This window comes from Anaerocolumna cellulosilytica (assembly GCF_014218335.1).
Taxonomy (GTDB): domain Bacteria; phylum Bacillota; class Clostridia; order Lachnospirales; family Lachnospiraceae; genus Anaerocolumna; species Anaerocolumna cellulosilytica.
Genome location: NZ_AP023367.1, coordinates 239,539 through 259,984, shown reverse-complemented (window position 1 = coordinate 259,984; position 20,446 = coordinate 239,539). Strand labels below are relative to the sequence as shown.

Annotated in this window: 19 protein-coding genes and 1 tRNA gene; 1 reads left to right on the top strand and 19 read right to left on the bottom strand. The window is 35.6% G+C overall.

Annotated elements, in window-relative coordinates:
* Positions 1–162 precede the first annotated feature (162 nt).
* The 18 genes from acsn021_RS01130 to acsn021_RS01045 form a co-directional block, all read right to left on the bottom strand.
* Complete coding sequence (locus acsn021_RS01130; RefSeq protein WP_184093820.1) at positions 163–666, bottom strand: hypothetical protein; 504 nt, start codon at positions 664–666, stop codon at positions 163–165.
* 91 nt (positions 667–757) lie between these two features.
* Entirely contained in the window at positions 758–1,480 is a 723-nt protein-coding gene (locus tag acsn021_RS01125) for a LytR/AlgR family response regulator transcription factor (RefSeq protein ID WP_184093821.1), read from the bottom strand.
* A gap of 23 nt (positions 1,481–1,503) precedes the next feature.
* The gene (locus acsn021_RS01120) at positions 1,504–3,537 is read right to left on the bottom strand and encodes a glycoside hydrolase family 13 protein (RefSeq protein ID WP_184093822.1); all 2,034 of its coding nucleotides are present in this window, start codon (positions 3,535–3,537) and stop codon (positions 1,504–1,506) included.
* Between the two features lie 422 nt (positions 3,538–3,959).
* Positions 3,960–5,837: an ATP-dependent zinc metalloprotease FtsH gene (gene ftsH, locus acsn021_RS01115; RefSeq protein WP_184093823.1), complete on the bottom strand. Its 1,878-nt coding sequence runs from the start codon at positions 5,835–5,837 to the stop codon at positions 3,960–3,962.
* A gap of 19 nt (positions 5,838–5,856) precedes the next feature.
* Positions 5,857–6,375: a hypoxanthine phosphoribosyltransferase gene (hpt, locus tag acsn021_RS01110; protein ID WP_184093824.1), complete on the bottom strand. Its 519-nt coding sequence runs from the start codon at positions 6,373–6,375 to the stop codon at positions 5,857–5,859.
* Entirely contained in the window at positions 6,365–7,777 is a 1,413-nt protein-coding gene (tilS, locus tag acsn021_RS01105) for a tRNA lysidine(34) synthetase TilS (protein ID WP_184093825.1), read from the bottom strand. Before tilS ends, hpt begins: the two co-directional genes overlap by 11 nt.
* A gap of 152 nt (positions 7,778–7,929) precedes the next feature.
* Positions 7,930–10,224: a stage II sporulation protein E gene (spoIIE, locus tag acsn021_RS01100; RefSeq protein WP_184093826.1), complete on the bottom strand. Its 2,295-nt coding sequence runs from the start codon at positions 10,222–10,224 to the stop codon at positions 7,930–7,932.
* Positions 10,225–10,815: 591 nt separating this feature from the next.
* Positions 10,816–10,889 (bottom strand) — tRNA-Met (locus tag acsn021_RS01095).
* A gap of 96 nt (positions 10,890–10,985) precedes the next feature.
* A complete protein-coding gene (locus acsn021_RS01090) occupies positions 10,986–11,276 on the bottom strand; it encodes a hypothetical protein (protein WP_184093827.1) in 291 nt (96 codons plus the stop codon).
* Positions 11,277–11,319: 43 nt separating this feature from the next.
* Positions 11,320–11,820 carry a spore cortex biosynthesis protein YabQ gene (gene yabQ / locus acsn021_RS01085; RefSeq protein ID WP_184093828.1) on the bottom strand — a complete coding sequence of 167 codons (501 nt, stop codon included), beginning with the start codon at positions 11,818–11,820 and terminating at the stop codon, positions 11,320–11,322.
* A 19-nt stretch (positions 11,821–11,839) separates the two neighbouring features.
* Complete coding sequence (gene yabP, locus acsn021_RS01080) at positions 11,840–12,127, bottom strand: sporulation protein YabP (protein WP_184093829.1); 288 nt, start codon at positions 12,125–12,127, stop codon at positions 11,840–11,842.
* Positions 12,128–12,205: 78 nt separating this feature from the next.
* Positions 12,206–12,445, bottom strand: coding sequence for an RNA-binding S4 domain-containing protein (locus acsn021_RS01075; RefSeq protein WP_184093830.1), 240 nt, complete (start codon positions 12,443–12,445; stop codon positions 12,206–12,208).
* A gap of 204 nt (positions 12,446–12,649) precedes the next feature.
* On the bottom strand, positions 12,650–12,925 hold the full coding sequence (locus acsn021_RS01070; protein WP_184093831.1) for an HU family DNA-binding protein: 276 nt from the start codon (positions 12,923–12,925) through the stop codon (positions 12,650–12,652).
* 37 nt (positions 12,926–12,962) lie between these two features.
* Positions 12,963–13,745, bottom strand: a complete 783-nt coding sequence (gene mazG, locus acsn021_RS01065) for a nucleoside triphosphate pyrophosphohydrolase (protein WP_184093832.1) — start codon at positions 13,743–13,745, stop codon at positions 12,963–12,965.
* Positions 13,746–14,027: 282 nt separating this feature from the next.
* Entirely contained in the window at positions 14,028–14,576 is a 549-nt protein-coding gene (spoVT, locus tag acsn021_RS01060; RefSeq protein ID WP_207725166.1) for a stage V sporulation protein T, read from the bottom strand.
* 114 nt (positions 14,577–14,690) lie between these two features.
* The gene (gene truA / locus acsn021_RS01055; RefSeq protein WP_184093833.1) at positions 14,691–15,482 is read right to left on the bottom strand and encodes a tRNA pseudouridine(38-40) synthase TruA; all 792 of its coding nucleotides are present in this window, start codon (positions 15,480–15,482) and stop codon (positions 14,691–14,693) included.
* 25 nt (positions 15,483–15,507) lie between these two features.
* The gene (locus acsn021_RS01050; protein ID WP_184093834.1) at positions 15,508–16,728 is read right to left on the bottom strand and encodes an ABC transporter permease; all 1,221 of its coding nucleotides are present in this window, start codon (positions 16,726–16,728) and stop codon (positions 15,508–15,510) included.
* A 66-nt stretch (positions 16,729–16,794) separates the two neighbouring features.
* Positions 16,795–17,574: an ABC transporter ATP-binding protein gene (locus acsn021_RS01045; RefSeq protein ID WP_184093835.1), complete on the bottom strand. Its 780-nt coding sequence runs from the start codon at positions 17,572–17,574 to the stop codon at positions 16,795–16,797.
* Between the two features lie 286 nt (positions 17,575–17,860).
* Here acsn021_RS01045 and acsn021_RS01040 point away from each other — a divergent pair, with 286 nt between their 5' ends.
* The gene (locus tag acsn021_RS01040; protein ID WP_184093836.1) at positions 17,861–18,400 is read left to right on the top strand and encodes a phosphatase PAP2 family protein; all 540 of its coding nucleotides are present in this window, start codon (positions 17,861–17,863) and stop codon (positions 18,398–18,400) included.
* A gap of 477 nt (positions 18,401–18,877) precedes the next feature.
* On the opposite strand, the gene acsn021_RS23190 is transcribed toward acsn021_RS01040, so the two are convergent.
* Positions 18,878–19,654 carry an ATP-binding cassette domain-containing protein gene (locus acsn021_RS23190; protein ID WP_408626141.1) on the bottom strand — a complete coding sequence of 259 codons (777 nt, stop codon included), beginning with the start codon at positions 19,652–19,654 and terminating at the stop codon, positions 18,878–18,880.
* Between the last annotated feature and the right edge of the window lie 792 nt (positions 19,655–20,446).

Sequence of the window (20,446 nt, the reverse complement as noted above, 5' to 3'; positions counted from 1 at the left end):
AGTAGTTTTCTATAATTTTTTTGATTTTGTCATAAGTAGATTTTTATTATACTATATAAAAACAAATATTTATTAATTTAGACTCTGTTTTTTGTTACTATTATTGATGTATCTTTTAATGCTCGGACAGATGACTTATTTTGTATTAATCATATATTACCATTATTCTTCTAATAATATTTCATTAACTTTTAAGTGGATGGTACTTGAATTTGTAACTCCATCTATAGTTGTATACTCAAAAGTAAAAAATAAATTGTCAGTAAGAGCTTCTTCTATTATGTCACTTATATTAAGTTCCCCATATTTTTCTCCAATATCTAGATTACTAAATAAACTTGAACTAAATTGTACACCACTTAAATTAATTTCATACCTGAAAAAAAGTGATTTTTCTATCTCATTATCTTTTAGATAAATTTTTTTTGTGTAAGACTCTATAGTGTTTGGCAATGTCATATCAAAGTGAAGAGTTCCCCCCACAATTTTCTCGTAGTTCGAGTTAACAGCAATATAACCATTATTAACTGATATCTCTTCATTATATCCACTAAACATGTAAAATCTTGATTTTGTTTTACCCTCTTGAAGCCAAAGATATATAAAAACTGAAAGTACACATAATATTAGCACAGTCAATGTCATTTTCTTTATATTAAAATTCATTGTAAACTCCTTTTCTTACTATCTTTCTTATAGAAACTTTCAGGAATAATTACTTTATAGAAGTTACAAAAGTTGTAATCAAGTATAGCTTTTAGAATATATAGTTATTATCCAATCCAATTCTATTAAGTATGTTTCTAACATCTATTCTATTCTTACGGCTTATTGGTAATAGAACACCATTTGACATCTGTATCTTACTATACTCTGATTTTAGTATATGATTTGGATTTATTAAATACGACTTATGAATCTTAATAAAATAATGTAGTTTACTTGATATATTACTAAGCTTATCATAAAATGTGTCTGTATAATTGTTTGTAATTATATTAACTTCTCGATTACTGCTTTCAAAGTATAATATATCATCCAATAAAACATTATAAATTGTAAAACGTTTTTTATATAAAAACAAATTCTTGAAATCTCGAATACTGTTTATAGCTTTCTCCAGTACTGTATTAATTTTCTTTTCCGAAACAGGCTTAATAATTAAGTCTAATGCTCTCACACTCAACAACTGCATAGCATTTTTATCATTTTCAGATATAAATACAAGCTGTGTTGTTTCATTCTTCATTTCACACCTAATGCTTCTGCCGATTTCTATTCCACTCATTATTTGAAGATCTGTCTCCAAAAATATAATATCAAAATACTCACCATCCAATAGAACTTCATATAGATCCTTACCAGACCAAAAATCCTCAATACAAAAATGATTCATTAGCCTAATTTCTGCTACGTTTAAAATATCTTTCACCTGTCCACAAATCTTGCTATCTGTATCGCAAATTGCTATTCTAATCACCCTGTACCTCCATGTCATAGTAATTAAATTATCACGTTCTTAAGAATAACTGATGAATATGGCGGTAAAGATATCCTTAATATACCATCTTCTGTATAGTAAATAACCGAACTGAGAGTATAGCCTACTTCTGTCGTTGACAGCAAGGTTGATACCGCCTCATCATCTCTTATTCCAACTATCCACGCTCTAATCTCTGCTATGAGTTCATAGGCATTATTGTTTATTGCAACAATAAATTTATCATTTGCTGCAAACCTCCCGTAGCTGATGAAACCGAAAGCTTTGTCTAAAAATAGTAGAGAACCAGTACGTAAGGCTTTGTAATTATTATGAAGTTTTATTATTTCCCGGTGAAATTCAATCAAATCCTGATCTTCCCTTCCCCAAGGATACGTCCGTCGGTTATCCGGATCTGTAAAGCCACATAGACCTGCTTCATCTCCATAATAAATGGTAGGGGCGCCAGGCCAGGTCATCTGCACAGTGACTGCTTCCTTAAGTATACCCTTATTAACTCCTGCCTCCGCTCTTTCAGAACCAAGCGATTCAACTCTGCCCACCGCATGGTTGGTTCTGGTTAAGAAACGGGAATGATCATGGTTGGATAGTTCATTCATTGCAGTAAATAAAGAGGTCGTCTGAAACTGCACCATGTTTTGTTTCATCGCTTCAAAGAAGGCATCTGAATTATTATGCAAATCCTTCCTGTATTCATCGCTATGCTTCTCCATACCGGTTAAAAACCAGGTTAACGGTTCCATAAAGGCATCGTAATTCATCACTGTATCCCATTCATCACCTGTTAACCACTCCTTAGGATTCCCATAATGTTCTGCCAGTATCACAGCTTCCGGATTCGCTGCTTTAACGCTCTTTCTAAAATCCTTCCAAAAAGTATGGTTAAACTCTCTGGAAAATCCTAAATCTGCTGCTACATCAAGCCTCCAGCCATCACAATTATAAGGTGGCGACACCCATTTTTGTCCTATCTTAAGGATATAGTCATATAACTCTTTGGAACCTTCGTAATGAAGCTTTGGAAGGGTTTCATACCCCCACCAGCCTTCGTAACTGTCATTTTCAGGCCATGAAGACTTCTGAAAAAGAAAATAATCCTTATAAGGACTTTTATCACTTTTGTATGCCCCTATTTCGTATCCTTCTTCTCCTTCATATACGCTTTCTCTATCGAGCCATTTATGAAATGAACCACAATGATTAAATACACCGTCTAAAATCACTTTAATATCTCTTTTATGAGCTTCCTCCACAAGCTGTATAAATAACTCGTTGCCAGCCTTTAGATTAACTAGATTCGTAACTCGTTTTTTATATTTTAGTGCCAAAGCATTATTTTTTACATAATTCTCCTGCTCTTCCTGCAAATCTTCTACTATACTCCCAAAGTGAGGATCGATGTAATCATAATCTTGCGTATCATATTTATGGTTAGAAGGGGAAACAAAGATAGGATTCAAATAGATTGCCTGTATACCTAAATCTTTCAAATAATCAAGTTTTTTAATAACACCAGACAAATCTCCCCCATAGAATTCCCGGATTCCAACCGCATCCGGGTACTTATACCAATCCTTAACCTTACTCGTTCCTTCCCCAAGATATATATATTCATGATCTTCTACATCATTGCTGGTGTCTCCGTTAAAAAAGCGGTCAACAAATATCTGGTACATAACCGCTCCCTTTGTCCAGTCCGGTGTATGAAATCCCGGTGTAATAACAAACATATAGTCAGCTCCTGGTGTTCGAACAAGTCCTTCCCGGTTATAATACCAGCTTTCTGCACCATCCTCTATTAAAAAGCAATAAGCTGTCGGTTGATCCGTCAGTTGTAGTTCAGCTTCGTAATAAGCGAACAAATTATCTTGTAAAACAAGCTTCATGGGCCTAGCATCTAAAGCCGTTACGAGAGATACCTTTATAGCCTTCTCTAAAGCGGTTCTTATACGCAATGTAACTGTGTCAAACGGCTCCGGTTCACATGGTCGGCGGTACTCCTGTGTCCCGTCTGAAAAAATTGCTAATTGATTCACACCAATACATTTCCTTTCTGTTTTATATTGCTTTGGTTATCAATTTTCATAAAAAAGGGGTATGCTTTCATTGCTATAGCTCTTAAAAATAAATATATATTATGCTTATTTTAACTTATTATTCGTAAAAATACAATGTTTGGAAATTCGTTTTGACAAAAAAAAGGACAGCATTCCGATTGCTGTCCTTTTTTTGGAGAAGGTATTTTTGTTACTTATGGGGTGTAGCAAAAACTATATAATGTATTGGGGTTTACGAGTATTATTATAGCACCATGTCTCTTGAAAGTGTGCACAAACATTCAAAAATATTCAATTTTTTTTTGTCTGTTTTTTCATTCCTTAGAATACCGGCTATAAGTACTCATTAAAAAACCAATAAAAACTATATGTTTTTTGATTTTTTTTTGTATTAAGGGGTTTTAGACCTCCAATACCATGCTTTCCCCATTATCTCCGCCATCTCCATCATTTATGGGTTTTTCAAACAGTGCTTCAAACTCTTCCCTGCTAATTCTTTCTTTTTCAATTAGCAGCTTTGCACAGTTATGAAGTACTTCATTATATTCCACTAAAATTCGTTTTGCTTCCTCATAGCAATGGTCAATGATACCTTTAACTTCATCATCAATGGTTCTTGCTACATTTTCACTATAACTTCTGGTATGAGCCAAATCACGGCCGATAAAAACCTCATCATCGTCACTATCGTAATTAACCATACCAACTGTACTGGAAAAACCGTATTTTGTAACCATCGCTCTTGCAGTCTTAGTTGCCATTTTAATATCCTGAGATGCCCCGGTAGTAATATCATCAAAGATAAGCTCTTCTGCTGCCCTTCCACCAAGACCGACAATAATATCCTGCTTCATACGACCCTTCGTATTAAACATTTCATCTTTTTCAGGAAGAGGCATAGTATAACCTGCTGCACCGTTGCCGGTAGGTATAATAGATACAGTATACACCGGTCCCACATCAGGAAGTATATGGAATAGGAGCGCATGACCGGCTTCATGATAAGCCGTAATACGTTTTTCTTTATCCGAAATCACCCTGCTCTTCTTTTCAGTACCGATTCCAACTTTAATAAAGGAGCGGTTAATATCTTCATGAACAATATAGGAACGCTCTTCCTTCGCTGCTGAAATCGCTGCTTCATTCAGCAGATTTTCAAGATCTGCGCCAGTAAAGCCTGCTGTTGTCTGAGCAATTTGTTTTAAGTCCACATCTTCACCCAGAGGTTTGCCCTTTGCATGCACCTGAAGGATTTCTTCTCTGCCTTTGACATCAGGACGGCCTACCATTACCTTTCGGTCAAAACGACCCGGACGCAGAATAGCAGGATCTAAAATATCCACACGGTTCGTAGCAGCCATAACAATGATACCTTCATTCGCACCAAATCCATCCATCTCAACCAGTAACTGGTTTAAGGTTTGTTCTCTTTCATCATGACCGCCGCCCATACCGGTTCCCCTGCGTCTTGCGACAGCGTCAATTTCATCAATAAATACAATACAAGGCGAATTCTTTTTCGCATCTTCGAATAAATCTCTTACTCTGGATGCACCCACACCGACAAACATTTCCACGAAGTCAGAACCGGATATACTAAAGAATGGCACACCCGCTTCACCCGCAACAGCCTTTGCAAGCAATGTTTTACCTGTTCCTGGCGGTCCTTCCAACAAAACTCCTTTCGGAATCCTGGCTCCTACCTGAATGTATTTTTTAGGCGTTTTTAAGAAATCTACAATTTCTTTTAACTCTTCCTTTTCTTCTTCCAAACCGGCTACATTTTTAAAAGTGGTTTTTTTATTTTCATCCGTAGTCATCTTGGCCCGACTTTTACCAAAATTCATAACCTTACTATTACCGCCTCCGCCACCTGCTGCCTGGTTTGACAAGAAGGAAAACAGAATGATAATCACTACGAAGCCCAACAAATAAGGCAATACACTGGTTAAGAACCAGTTAGGCTTTGATATGTTGTGCAAATCATAAGTCACATCGCCTTTATCTAGTACTAAATCCAGAACCTTGTTAACATCCGGCGTATAAAACTGCTCTCTGCCACCATTCTCGTAGGTGACCACAACCTCACCAGTAGGTACTTCTATATTCTGATAAATGTCTACCTTTACCAGTTTGCTTTCGTTTAAATCACTCACAAAGTTACCAATTTCATAATTCTCAGATATTTTTTTGTTTAATCTGTCATTTAAAAGAAATGCAGCAAACAGCAAGCTTATAATTATGATGTAAAAACCATATCCCTTTAACTGTCTTCTCACTAAATGACCTCCTCCCTTTTTATTCTATTACACCGATATAAGGCAGGTTTCTATACTTTTGAGTATAGTCAAGACCATAACCTACCACAAACTTATCGGGGATTTGAAACCCTACATAATCTACAGCTACATCCGTTACCCTGCGGTCTGGTTTATCCAGTAGTGTACAGATTTTGATGCTGCTTGGTTTCCTGCTGTTTAACAGGTCAATTAAATATCGTAATGTATTACCGGAATCAATAATATCTTCAACAATTAGAACCTCCTTACCTTCAATGGAGTCATCCAGATCTTTTATTATTTTAACTCTTCCGGAGCTTATCGTTTCATCACCGTAACTGGAAACAGACATAAAGTCTAAGGATAGGGGTACCGTTATGTTCTTAGCCAGTTCACAGGTAATAAATACACCACCTTTTAAAACACATATTAAATGCAATTCTTTACCTGCATAATCCTTACTTATCTGATCACCCAGCTCCTGGATTTTTTTGTCTACCTCTTCCTGGGGTATTAGTACATTAATGTTATGATTCATCGTCTTTTCCTCCATCTAAATGTATCTCAAGTATTACTTTTGTCTCCTCATCTACTTTGTACGCCTCACTCATTCTTCCGCCGATAATCCACATGATATGAGGACCATCTGCTAATAAAGGCAGCAGTTCCCTTTTCTCCCTGGGTATTTTCTCGTCAATAAATAACGATTTTAATTTTTTCCTGCTCCCCTTTGCATCAATCTGCAAATAATCTCCAGTTTTTCTAGTGCGGATTAAAACAGTATTTTTTATTTTATCATAGTCAAACCATTTCGTACACCCATTTTTCGGAATTATCATATTTTTTTTATAATTGATTAATTTAGTACTTATTGCTAGATTCATTCCAGTTATAAACTGTTCTCCGGGTACAATTATTTCTGTCTCATGGTTCTTGAAAAAATGACTTTCTTCTGAATTCTGATTCTGCTTTTTTAATACCACACAGTTATATTCTCTCACTGCAAGAATACCGTAAGGCAAATTAAGTCTTTTGGATACTTCCTTTGTCATTAATCCCATTATCAGGTCTATATGGAAAGCATCAATATCTTTTAATCCTCCCGCTAATTGTTGTACCCCTAAGCGCAGAACTCCCTTTTGTATTACAGGCTCTTCTTCTATGAATTTTTCTATATCTACTTCATATTCATTGCCCTCTCTTGCCACTACAATACGGGAAAAAGCAGAAAAAATCATCCTATCTAAATACTGTTCAATCTCTTTTAACTGGTTTCCGGCATTCACAATATGTTCAACTGCTTTCGGGTTAATGTTTTCAGCAGCATATTTTAGAACACGGTGTCTAATTTTATTTCGACTGTAATTTTCCATAAGGTTCGTTTTATCATCCCTAAAGCTTACTTCTCTTACTCTAAGAAACTCTTCAATCTCAGCTCTTCCTACACATAACAAAGGTCTGATAATCTCCTCACGGACTGGTTTTATTCCGGTAAGTCCTGTAATACCGCTTCCCCGGAACAGATGGAACAGTATAGTTTCGGCATTATCATTTTTATTATGCGCAATTGCAATTTTATTACACTTATTTTTTTTTAGACATTCATTGAATGCCTGATAGCGCACCCACCTTCCGGCTTCTTCCTCAGACATTCCATTCTTAACAGAAACAGAAGGAACATCGAAATAAAAAGAAAAAAAGGGTATCCCATACTGCTTACACAGGATACTTACATATTCTTCATCTTCCGCCGCCTCTTGACCACGTATGCCGTGGTTGACATGCACCACTAGAAAATCCATAGCATATGCTTCTTTTAACTCTAAAAGAACATAGAAAAGGCAGACCGAATCAGCTCCTCCGGATATACCGGCTACAATCCTGTCTCCCTTTTTAATCATATTCTGTTCATCTATAAATCTTTTTATTGTATTAAGCATTCCAGCTCCTGTAGGTTAGCCATAATATTTCATATCATTACCCTTATCTCAAATTACAAGACACCGTCACCATATAGTTTAATATATTCCCAGAAATAGAATAATAGTGCAGTTTTCTATCATTTTACCTCGAACAAGAAAAAATATCAAGTCTACTTATTCCAAAACCCTGCAACTAATACAGTCATGTCATCCTTTGGTACCCATTGATTTAGTTCCAATGCCTGATTTAGAACAGCATTGGCAATTTCCTGTGGATTATTCATTTTAAGCTCAGAAATAAAATCACTGATAAACTGCTCCTTATCTTCTCCCGGAATACAGTCTATAACCCCATCCGTTGCCATTATTACAAAATCACCATCTTTTAATTCCCTAGTTATAACATCATAATCCATTTGATTGATAATTCCGGCAGGCAGCGTAGTAGAAAGTATTGTTTCTACATTCTTGCCACTCTTCACAAAAGTCGTTGAAGCTCCGATTTTTATGAAATCGCAAAAACCTGTATACAAGTTTATTATACTCATATCAATGGTCGAGAATGTCTGCTCACCTGATTTTAATACTAAAATTGAATTAATCAGCTTAATGGCGGATTCTCGTTTAAACCCAGCCTCCATGAACTGTTCCAAAAGCTCAACAACGGATTCACTTTCTTCGCAGGCCTTTTCCCCAGTACCCATCCCATCGGATAAAGTCATAACAACTGTACCCGGGTCAGGGTTAATAAAAGAAAAATTATCTCCGGATATCCTCGCTCCTTCCTTTGTCATCTTGGCCATACCTGTATAAACTATATAATTTACATCCTCAATAAAAATAAATGTATCAAAATCTCTGGACATAACCTTTTTACAAGATTCTGCAGGCCGCATAACTTTACCAAAGGTCTTACTTATAATTCCTGCCACCTCTTTGGTGGTAACACACCTTCCTTTTTCCGTTTTGGCCGTTATATATAATTCCTGTTTATCATTTCTTTTATCAAACACGGCTATCCTTTGGACAACCACATGATTCATTTTCAGTTGATACACCAAACGCCGTTTAATCATATCCGGCGTATCTCCTCCACGGTATAAATCGTTAGAGAAATCATCAATAATATTAGCAACTTCACTTAACTGCCCGGCAATAGCTTCCCTGCTTTCTGCAAGCCGGTTATGCCAGGAAAGATTTAACTTGGCTACTTCTAAAACCCTCCTGGTTTCCGCAACAAAATGTTCCAGGCAGATACACCGGCCGGCAAAGCTCTCCGGCACCTCCTTAAGGGCTATAGTTCCGTTCTTCTCAACCACATCCATAATATAATAAGCCCCCTGATATGTATCATAAAAATTGCTTTTCCAACAGAGATTACAGTTCGTACAGTCCTTACAAAGCTGCTCTGATAATTCATCAAACAAGAGGCTTTTGTCCTTTTTATCAAGACTTGCCTTTTTTTCTGAAATAGCTGCAAAGGTGTTTGAAAGGCTGTAAAAGGACTCCGAAAAGTCCTTTAGTTTACTCTTAGCTATATTTTGAATATTCTGACTTACAAAAACGTCCTCCTCGCCCACCTTCTCACCTGCATACACCTTTTCCGTCAATGTTTTGGGCAGAAGAAAGAACAAAACCGCACAGGATATTAACGCCCCGAAGCCGGATAAATCAAGCTGACTTTTTTGATAAAGCTCTCCCAGAACAATTGCACCGGCACAATACACCAGAAAGGTAATAAACCTTCCCATCTCTCGAAACGTACCTGCAAGAATCCCTAGCATACACATTAGCCCTATCTGATTTATTTCTCCGGTGCGTATAGATAAGATTATGCCACAGGCCGCACCTAAAAGGGCTCCATACCCTACACCGTATTTGTATCCGGTAAGAAGTACACTAAACAAAGCCGCTGTCATAGTTATAGAAAAACCTATACCCTCAAACTCCGGAAGTCCATAGATAACCACTGAAAGCATAACTGCCAGACTGATAATCTGTTCATTGTCCAGAGCTTGTCCCTGAATACCCGCAAGGAGAGGTTCCAGCCCTTTTCTAAAAATTAAGGCAAACGCAAAGATAGCCGCTCCTTCTCCTAATCCAAGCAACAGGTAGTAACCAAGGTTATTGCTTAGCAGTCCGTCTGTGATGGTCATAGAGGCTGTAATAACAGCAGTAAGTACCCCTACGGTATTCATGGATACCCTTTTGTTATTAAATTCCGCTAAAGCCGTTATAACCGAGATTACGACCATGATAATCAGATATTTTAACACATCTGCATAAGGCATTGCCGTAAGCATACCAAGCAATACGGTAAACATAATAAACATTCTGCTTTTTTTCTCTAAAAATACTGCTGCAAAGTATCCCATTCCAATAGGATTCATTCCCATAAATACAGCTCGCGCCATCGCAGCTCCAAGTATATTCACTAAAATCTTTCTCATATTTAACTCTTTCATAACACACATCTCACCTGTGACTGCTGCATCATTTTTTCAGCACCCCCACTGCCACCTTTCCTTGGTTGAAAGTATTATTCTGTGGCAATCCTTTCTTCATCTATTTTCTTTCAACCCCTCAATTATGTAATTATCTTACAGTATGGATGCGGCTGTTCCAGACCAATGACTTCCAAACTTCCGCCGTTAGTCCTGTATTATAGGGTTCCCACTTTGAAATCTTTGTCAAAAACGAGAGGACAACTTCAAAAAGTTTTTGACAAGAAGTTCTCAGATTGCATGAAGATATCGAATCAAGAGAGTTCAGTCTAATTAAGAAACTAAGATTAGATTTATAGCACCTTAAAACTCTGGTTTTTTAAGGCAATTATAAAGGTGGGTTCATAGATTTCATAATTGGATTAAGATTTTATATAAATGTATAGATTAGATTAAGATATTCTATAATGTCTGCTGGCAGTTTATCAAGCTGCTGTTACATAAAAAATGGCAGGATACTCAAAAAGTCTGTATGAAATGACTTGCACTGCAAATCCTTTCATACAGACTTTTAAGTTAGTATATGGTAAAACCATCTTGTTTCATGTCGGATAGCGAAGGACGGATTTGAACCGCCGACACTGCGGGTATGAACCGCATGCTCTAGCCAACTGAGCTACTTCGCCGTAATGACGAAGTACATTATAACCGCTTTTATGATACTTGTCAACTATTTATTCATCTATCTTTTGTGATTTTTAAGGTAATGTGAAGGTTGTGTATTAGTCATCTGCTATTAAGATAATCTCATCTTTGTAAACCAGATTAAACTTTTCTCTTGCCATTTCTTCAATGAACTTGTAGGTTTGGACGTAAGCCTTGAATTCCACAATATCCTCGGCTCTCTCTTTTTGTACTTCAATTTCTTTTTTTAGTTCTTCCACCCTTGTTGCGGTTTTGGCATTCACATGATCTAGTTCCTGACGTTTATATGTAACAATCCCGCACACCAGTATAACCATGATAGCAATTAAGCCTAAGCCTGTCCGCCTTGATTTCTTTTTTTTCCTCACATTGACTCCTTCTGTGTAAATAGTACACTTATTTTACCTTAGATTAATCACATTCTTCATCATTGGATAGAGCTATTTTACCTGATTTTTTCTTTTTTTTCAATGATTTTGATAAAAAGGATGTGAATTTTTTCATTAATCTTATTATTCGGAGTACTAAATTCTTTATAAGCTTAAAAAGGAAACAAAAAGGAGATAAAATAAATAAAACTATCCGTTTGATAAGGTTTTCAATTCTTAGCAAAAAGGATGAAATAAAAGTGACACATAAGTCACTGATTGTACCATGGTAAATAAGCATACCAAGTAACATTCCCATTATAGAAAAGCCACGAATGATGCCATTGTTTTGCTGATACATCATCCGAAAAATCAAAACACTGGAGACCATCCAATAAAGCAAATCCTCCAAAGCCACGAAAAAATTATTATGGCTTACTAATCTGCGGAATATTCGCAAAAAATCATAAAGTATAAGTATAAGTACCCCCCATAGAACTGAAGTACCAAAGAAATGCAGTTCTACTACAATTGCCTGATTCATAGGCAGTATCTCCTTACTCTTATTTAAACAGCCTGCTGATTAAGGATTCACTGGACTTCCCGTAATTGCTTGCGTCTGAATAGGTTAAGCTGTCTATTTTACCATCTACATCAACTTCCCCTTTTTCCAATGTCAGGCGATTCACATGCAGGTCATTACCCCGAATCATTAAAATTCCCTGCTCTGTCTCTAATAATACTTCACCTGCATCAAAGCTAAGAACATCCTTAACACCGGTGATTGCTGCCGAACTCCTGGAATTTAAGCTTACTTTATGATATTTCTGAATTGATTGTTTTTCATCCATAAAAAAGCCTCCTAATATACTTGTTTTCATTTCAGTATATTAAAAGACTTATAGATTCATGCCAAAATATTGCTCTCTTTATAGATACTTGTATAATTCTTTTGCATCATCCTTACGGACGGTTTCCTGAACATCCAGTACCTGTACTTTAACTGCTTTACTGCCAAACCCAATCTCTATAATATCATCCACTTTTACAGCCACAGATGCTTTAGCAGGCTTACCATTCACCAGAACACGACCGGCATCACAAGCCTCATTGGCAACTGTTCTGCGCTTAATTAATCTGGAAACCTTTAAAAACTTATCTAACCTCATATAAACTCCCATCTGTGCACTATTGCACCTTTTAATCAAGACATTAATATAATCTACTACCAATGGTTTTTATCATATAGGATGTGTTTCTCCATGAACTCTTTATGTTAAAAAAGAAGCTGTCATAAAAATCACATCCTTAACCCAGATAAAATACAAAGGGCGAATTTGATTTTTATAACAGCTTCTCTTATTTGTCAAAGACTATGCATTAATAACGTCCTTTAAAGCTTTTCCTGCTTTGAACTTTGGCGCTTTAGATGCTGCAATAGGTATAGGCTGTTTTGTCTGGGGATTTCTTCCTGTTCTTGCTGGTCTTTCAGATACTTCAAATGTACCAAATCCAACTAATTGAACTTTTTCACCTTTTGTTAATTCTTCTGTTACGACATCAATAAAAGCTTTTAATGCCTTTTCGGAATCCTTTTTGGATAATTCTGTTTTTTCTGCAATTGCTGCAACTAATTCTGCTTTGTTCATGGATAAAACTCCTCCTCTAAGGTATTTGTTATATTTTTCATTTTAATTTTTTCACCTGTCCCCATAGGGCATCCAGCTCATGGTCGGACATTTCAGCTAAACTCCTGCTTTCTTTAGCGGCCAGGCGCTCTACATCTACAAATCTATTTATAAACTTATTAGTGGCATTTGTCAAGGAATTTTCTGCATTTATTAGCAAAAACCTAGACAAATTTATAACTGTAAACATCAAATCTCCAAATTCCTCTGTAATTGCTTCCATATTACTGGATTCTTTGGCTTTTTTAAGCTCATTTAGCTCCTCATACACCTTATCTAAAACCTGCTCATAATCTTTAAAATCCATTCCTGCTTTGGCTGCCTTTTTCTGGACTTTTTCAGCTCTTATATTTGCCGGGAGTGCTTTTGCTACCCTTAACATGCCTTCTGAAAAATTTTCCTCATGCTTTTCTTGTTTTTTAATTTCTTCCCAGTTTTGCAAAACATCCTCTGCGGTATCTGCCTTACTGTTACCAAACACATGGGGATGGCGTCTTATCATCTTTGTACTAATTCCTTTAATAACATCTTCTATGGCAAATTCATTCTTTTCTTCTGCAATTGCAGCGTGCAGGGCTATCTGGAGCAATAAATCTCCAAGTTCCTCACAAAGATTCTCCATGTCCTTATTCTCAATTGCTTCAACACTTTCATAGGCTTCTTCAAGCATGCAGTTTCTGAGGCTTTCGTGTGTCTGTTCTCTGTCCCAGGGACAACCATTTTCACTGCGCAGCTGCCTTATAATGTCCATAAATTCTGCAAATGTATATTTTTTCTCCATTTCAGTTCCTTCTTCCTATTGTTAATCTGCCTTTTTATCTTATGTAGGCATAAATATACCCTTAGCATATTGCTTTTACCATAAATTTGTCAAGCTTTACAATAGTTAGCATACAATATATCCAGGAATTGATCCAACAAATACCTCGAGCATATCTAAAGACCTCCAGCTCATTTTGCTTACTCTCAGTTTGTCGAGATGGTTAGCATATATAAATAGCTGCATATATCTTAAAAGATTTCTCTTTTAAATACATGCAGCTAAAAGTTACGAAAAGAAAATCTATTGTTCCATCTGTCTTCCCAGAAAATACGCCGCAGTACTTGCCAGCTTATTCTCCACATCACCGAATTTAACCTTAGAATCCTTGGATAATAAAATTACAGAACCAATGGCATCTCCTTCACTGATAATCGGCCATACCACTTGATAAGAATATTCTGTATCATCATCTGCCACAATGCGAATAAAATTTTTATCATCTTTAGAGGCCAAAACATTTTCCCTATCATCAATTACCCTCTCAAGCTCAGGTGTAACTGCTTTTCCCAGCAGTTCGCGTTTCATACTGCCGGCGGCTGCAACAAACTGATCTTTGTCAGAAATAGCAATAATATGTCCCGTGGTTTGGGCCAGAGAATCCGCATACTGCTTTGCAAACTGCCCCAACTCTCCAATAGGAGAATATTTTTTAAGAATGATTTCTCCTTCTCTGTCTGTAAAAATTTCTAGAGGGTCTCCTTCTCTGATACGTAAAGTACGACGAATTTCTTTTGGTACTACAACACGCCCCAAGTCATCTATTCTTCTAACGATTCCTGTTGCTTTCATATTTATTCCTCCATTTTGCATAATAATCATAATGTGGTACTTATGGTTATTATTGTTTGTCAAAAGGAAAATTTTATACGTCTGCAACTAACTTTATTTTTAAAAATCAGGAATTTAATACCTGACCTTAGTTAAAAACAGCCCGTTAGGATACACGGTCACACCTGCTTTATCACGTCGCCTGCTTTTTAGAATTTTTTCAATCTCTTCCGGTGCCCTCATACCTTTTCCAACCTCAAGAAGGGTACCAACTATAATTCTTATCATATGATGTAAAAATCCATCTCCGGTTATGGCGATACAAAAGTATCCCTCCGCATATTTAATACTCCGGTCTGTTCGGTTTATCTCAATCGCTTCAATGGTTCTAACTGTACTTTTTCCATCTTTCCGGTCAGTGCAAAAGGCCTTAAAATCATGAGTTCCAATCAGGTAACTTGCACCTTTTTTCATAGCCTCAAAATTAAGAACCTCCGGAACATGAAGTGCATATTTTCTTGTAAATACACTGGGTACTTCCTCACTGTCAATAAAATATTTATAGGTTTTTGACCTAGCACTATATCTGCTGTGAAAATCGATTGATGCTGTTTCCATGATGATTATTTTAATATCTTCTGGCAGGTTTGTATTAATTAATGATTTCATACAGTCTAAAGACATAGTGGAACTGCAATGAAAATTAGCAGTCTGTCCAAGGGCATGAACACCTGTATCCGTTCTGCCTGAACCAATAACGTTGATATCTTCTTTTAAGCACTCTGATATCGTTTCCTCCAGCACCTTTTGTATGCCCGGTTTTCCACTGGTGCTTCCAAGTCTCTGCCAGCCACCATAAGCGCTGCCATCATACTGCATAACCAGCTTTATGTTTCTAGTTTTCTTATGGTTTGCTCTTTTTTCCATTGTTCTCCCTAATAACTTTTGTTATTTAAGCATTAAACATTATCTTTTCACTGTTAAAGGCTTTTGTAATAAGATAGGTTATTATAATTGCAAGGACAACCGTACCTCCTACGGTCATACCAAACTGTGCAAGGGTTAATTCTCCTACTAAAATATTCTGAATGGAGATTGCACTGCCATATACAGGAATTGCAAACATAGCCAACTGTTTTTCACTATTTCCGGTAAACATGGTGATTAGCCCTGCAGCAATAACCACTATCATCATTGGTGCTACATAGCTGCTGGCTTCCTTAACAGTTCTTGCCAGAACGGAAGCTAAAGCAATGATTGCTACGTACAAATATACCAATGCCAGTAATATTAAAAGAAGCTCTGCACCCTGCCCTAGGGTAAATTTCAAGGCCATTTCACCGCTATTAGAGCTTGCGCCGCTCATTAATAGAGGCATGGCAAATATCATCGCCACAGCATAAATAACTGCCGATAAGCTGGATAATATTGAAATAGATATAATTTTACCAACAACTATCTCACTGCGTTTTAAGGGCGTTAACAGCATACTTGCCATAGTTCCTCTTTCTTTTTCACCCGTGATGGCATCTACTCCAAGAGCCATTGCACCTTGAAACAGCATAAAAGTAATCAGGTATGGCAAAAGCATACCAAACGCTTTACCAGATGCTTTGTCATTATTTACAATGACGGAGGATTCGGGATCTTTGTCAATCTGAAATACTGTCAGCTGGTTTAAATCACCAAAACGTTCTGTTAAAAGCTCCTGCTGATATACAGTTAGAATCTGAGTAACAAATAGGCTTCTGGCATTGGAGGAATAATCCTCGGAAGTATTATAATATGTCTTGACCTCCGGAATCACCTCTGCTGATTGGTAATTATTGATACTTTCCAAAAACCCTTTATCAAACACTACCAGCAAATCAATATCTCCATTTAATATACCCTCTTTTACTTCTGTTAAATCTTCACCTTCTGTCAGGTATTTTATGTCCGCCTGAAAGTTATTTTCCGCAAGGATGTCTTTAAAGCCTTCCGGCTCATTCTGGATGTAAACTGTGGATATATGTTTTTCTAAATCGTTTATCATGGCACTTTGCATTTGCCCGATAAAATAATACATTCCTATAATTAATATTCCCGGCATAATAAACAAACTTACAATCAGTTTTTTGTCATTAAATACCCTGGCTAATTCTTTTTTTATAATTTCTTTAGCACCCTTCATATGAAACTCCTAACCGTGTACTTTGGTACACATAATAATCGAGATGTTGAATAATCGTTTTTGTTTTCAACCTATGTTCTCTATGCTATATTCTTTATAAAGTTCAAAGAAAGCATCTTCTAAGTCCGTAGCACCTGTTAATTGCAGTATTTCTTCGAGAGTACCGTCTGCTACCTTTTTACCTTGAATAATGATACCGATACGGTCACATAATTTTTCTGCTTCAGACATAATATGTGTTGAGACAATAACTAGTTTGCCTTCTTGCTTTAATTGTCTTAAGTAGTCTGTAACACTCCTAGCCGTTACAATGTCTAGTCCGTTGGTAGGTTCATCAAAAATTACAACCTCCGGATCATGCACCAGACTAACTGCAATAGATGCCTTTTGCTTCATACCCGTTGATAGTTCATCAATTTTCTTATCCTGAAAATCATTGATACCAAAGTAGCGAAATAACATCTCTCGTCTTTCGTTAATAACTGCCTCTTCCAAACCATGGAGCCTGCCAAAAAAATTGAACATGTATTTGGGGGTAAACTGAGGATCAAGTTTTATCTCGTTGGTTAAAAATGCAATTGATTTCCTCACCCTTTCCGGATCTTTTATGGTATCATAACCGCATACTGATACCTTTCCTTCCGTAGGTTTTAATAAGGTTGCCACACATCGAAGTGTCGTAGTTTTACCGGCTCCATTGGGTCCTAAAAGACCATAGATTTCACCTTTTTTAGCAGATAAACTGATGTTATCTGCCGCTTTTTTAAGATTGTTTTTTGTTTTTTGTTCAGCCATCTGTTTTTTATTTAGCCGATAAACTTTCGTTAAGTTATTAATTTCAATCATTGTAATCACCATCCTCATAGAAGTTTTCTGTGTAGCCAAGCAGGTTTTTTCAACCTGATACCTTAGTTGATATTCACATAGCTCCATGCAGTATCGCAAGCCTGCTTACAATACTACTTTAATAACAGAAAAATTAAAGTAACACATATATGAATCCAATATGTTATAATAGGATAATACCAAAATTTGTCTTTGTCAACTTGATAACAATTAGAATTCGTTTAGAATTATATTAAATCATACTATAACAGAGAATATCAGCAGAGAAAGGATTTAGATGCGTGCCATGACAGAGCTTATTAGAAACCTAGATGAATTTTTACTTATGTATGTTTATGAGAATTTACATACACCAATAGTAGACCGATTTATGATATTCATAACAAACCTTGGTAATTCGGGAATCGTTTGGATTGTCATTGCCTTTCTCTTATTACTTTTTAAGAAGACCAGACCCATTGGCATTGTTTTAACCTTATCCTTATCCTTACAATTTTTATTAGGCGAGAGACTTTTAAAGCCTTTTTTTGAAAGACCCCGTCCTTTTCTTTTTTATACGGACTTTGAACCGTTTATCCGGGGACCCAAATCCTTTTCATTTCCCTCCGGACATACCATGTCCTCCTTTACTGCTACTACCGTAATTTTTTATTATAATAAACTTGCCGGTATTATGTCTTTATTATTGGCTGCTTTAATCGGGTTCTCTAGGGTATACCTCTTTGTACATTATCCAAGCGATATATTAGGAGGTATGCTGTTAGGATTTTTCACTGCTATGGCGGTTATTGCAGTCTTTCAAAGAATACATGCTGATAGCTATTGATTAATTTAAAGGCAATGTAGGGAGATCTGTAATTACCAATGTATTATAGTCAATCAGAGGAACTTCTCTGTTATAGATAAACTTCCAGATAGAGTTCAATCTCCCTTGTACTTAAACTGCAACGGTTATCTTCTAGATATTGTTATGAGATAGTCTTAACAACTTTGTATGCAATAGCTTTCTTAAGTTTACCATTATTCCCTTGTTCAACTTGTTTTAGCCATAACAAAAGCCCTCAATCACCGGTTTTTGGTCTTTGAGGCGTCTTAGCTTTGCCTACTTAGAGTAGTCTTTTCTTGTATATCATTCCAGTTAATAGTTATATTTGTTAATCTTACTGCATTATAACTTATGTCCATACTATAAAATCTCACGACATATTGAATCAGTAATCCCATGGTTAAAAATTATAATCAATTAATAAAGTAAAAGCAATATCGCCCAACACTTGACAATACTTTTATTTATTAACATAGTTTAAGAAATGTAGTTATGATCATAATTCTTACTTTGTGTTGTATATAACTTTTTATACTCTCCATTAAGTTCTAACAACATCGTATGAGTTCCTTCTTCTACTATTTTACCATTCTTCAATACTAAAATACGATCTGCAAATTGTACAGATCCCATTCGGTGTGTAACTATTAATGCAGTTTTATATTCTGTAATACTTTCTATTATATCATACATTCTAGATTCTTCAATCGGATCTATAGAAGATGTCGGCTCGTCAAATACTATAAAATCACTGTCTTTATAAGTTCCTCTTGCCAGAGCTACTTTTTGTAATTCTCCACCAGATAATTCATGACCACCAAACTCCTTACCTAATAGAGTACTAAACCCATTTTCTAGTTTCGATGCTATTCCAGAAACTCCTGATTGTTTCATAACTCTAGATAACTTATCCATATCAATTTTATCATCGGAATCACTTATAACTATATTATCTATTAAACTCATTGCATAACCAAGATAGTTCTGAAAAATTGCAGATTTACCATTTTCTATTTTAATTTTACTAATTATTTTTCCTTCTGTAGGTTTATATATTCCTAATAATAATTTAACTAATGTGGATTTTCCTGACCCATTCTCACCTACTATAGCAATTCTTTCACCTTGGCTTATAGTTAATGATATATCTTTTAAAGTTGGCTCATCTGTATTTGGATATTTAAAAGTAACATTTTGAATTTCATTAATGAAGTATTCTTCATTGTATTCATCACAAAAAACTTTATCATTCATAAATTCGTTATATTTATATATGCTACCAAACTGTTCGGAAATTGTTCCGAATTGTCTAGATATAGCCTCATCCATATTAGAAAAAAGAATATCTAATGAACTTATAATTGCTGCAAATGAACCAATAGAAATTGATTTATTCATTACTAAATATAATGTTATTAAAATTATTATTATATAGCCAGTAGCATGAACTATTTTTAAACATAAATTGAGCTTATGCCTGCGCTTTCTAACACTAACTTCTTTAGATGTTAGTGAGTCTAATACCTTTGTATACAAATCCATAAAGTAGTCCAAGCAACCTAAAATTCTAGTTTCTTTAATATACTTTTTACCAATCATGTTTTCTTCATATGATTGTAATCTTCTCTTTAATGGAGCGGTTTTGTCAATATTATCTATGAAAACTTTTATTTGAACTATATATAAAACTATTGATGGTATGAATGCAATAGGTATCATTAACACTAGTATAGGATTTATATTTATCAGCCAAAATGACATCAATACAAAATACGGAAAATAATAACATATAAGTGATAGTGTACAAAGTGCTATCGTAATCATAGCATCTTTTCCATTCATTGCTTTCGTTAATCTATCTAGAAAACTAGAATCTTCAAAATATTCTGGATTTATTTTTGAAACTTTTAAACAAATCTCTCTTGTTAATTGTTTTTGCAACTTAAACATCAGAATTTCTTCTATACCATTTGATAAGTAAATCATAATCTGTGTACATATGTATATAAGTACAAACATCATAAATGAGAAGATTAGTTTTTTCGC

Bases quoted from the DNA above. Each gene is read 5' to 3' on its own strand.
- acsn021_RS01075 (WP_184093830.1), bottom strand. From the start codon at position 12,445: ATGAGGTTAGATAAGTTTTTAAAGGTTTCCAGATTAATTAAGCGCAGA.
- acsn021_RS01045 (WP_184093835.1), bottom strand. From the start codon at position 17,574: ATGATTGAAATTAATAACTTAACGAAAGTTTATCGGCTAAATAAAAAA.
- acsn021_RS01040 (WP_184093836.1), top strand. From the start codon at position 17,861: ATGACAGAGCTTATTAGAAACCTAGATGAATTTTTACTTATGTATGTT.
- hpt (WP_184093824.1), bottom strand. From the start codon at position 6,375: ATGAATCATAACATTAATGTACTAATACCCCAGGAAGAGGTAGACAAA.
- acsn021_RS01070 (WP_184093831.1), bottom strand. From the start codon at position 12,925: ATGAACAAAGCAGAATTAGTTGCAGCAATTGCAGAAAAAACAGAATTA.
- yabQ (WP_184093828.1), bottom strand. From the start codon at position 11,820: ATGAATCAGGCAATTGTAGTAGAACTGCATTTCTTTGGTACTTCAGTT.
- spoVT (WP_207725166.1), bottom strand. From the start codon at position 14,576: ATGAAAGCAACAGGAATCGTTAGAAGAATAGATGACTTGGGGCGTGTT.
- mazG (WP_184093832.1), bottom strand. From the start codon at position 13,745: ATGGAGAAAAAATATACATTTGCAGAATTTATGGACATTATAAGGCAG.
- acsn021_RS01130 (WP_184093820.1), bottom strand. From the start codon at position 666: ATGAATTTTAATATAAAGAAAATGACATTGACTGTGCTAATATTATGT.
- tilS (WP_184093825.1), bottom strand. From the start codon at position 7,777: ATGCTTAATACAATAAAAAGATTTATAGATGAACAGAATATGATTAAA.
- acsn021_RS23190 (WP_408626141.1), bottom strand. From the start codon at position 19,654: ATGAATGATAAAGTTTTTTGTGATGAATACAATGAAGAATACTTCATT.
- spoIIE (WP_184093826.1), bottom strand. From the start codon at position 10,224: ATGAAAGAGTTAAATATGAGAAAGATTTTAGTGAATATACTTGGAGCT.
- yabP (WP_184093829.1), bottom strand. From the start codon at position 12,127: ATGGATGAAAAACAATCAATTCAGAAATATCATAAAGTAAGCTTAAAT.
- acsn021_RS01050 (WP_184093834.1), bottom strand. From the start codon at position 16,728: ATGAAGGGTGCTAAAGAAATTATAAAAAAAGAATTAGCCAGGGTATTT.
- truA (WP_184093833.1), bottom strand. From the start codon at position 15,482: ATGGAAAAAAGAGCAAACCATAAGAAAACTAGAAACATAAAGCTGGTT.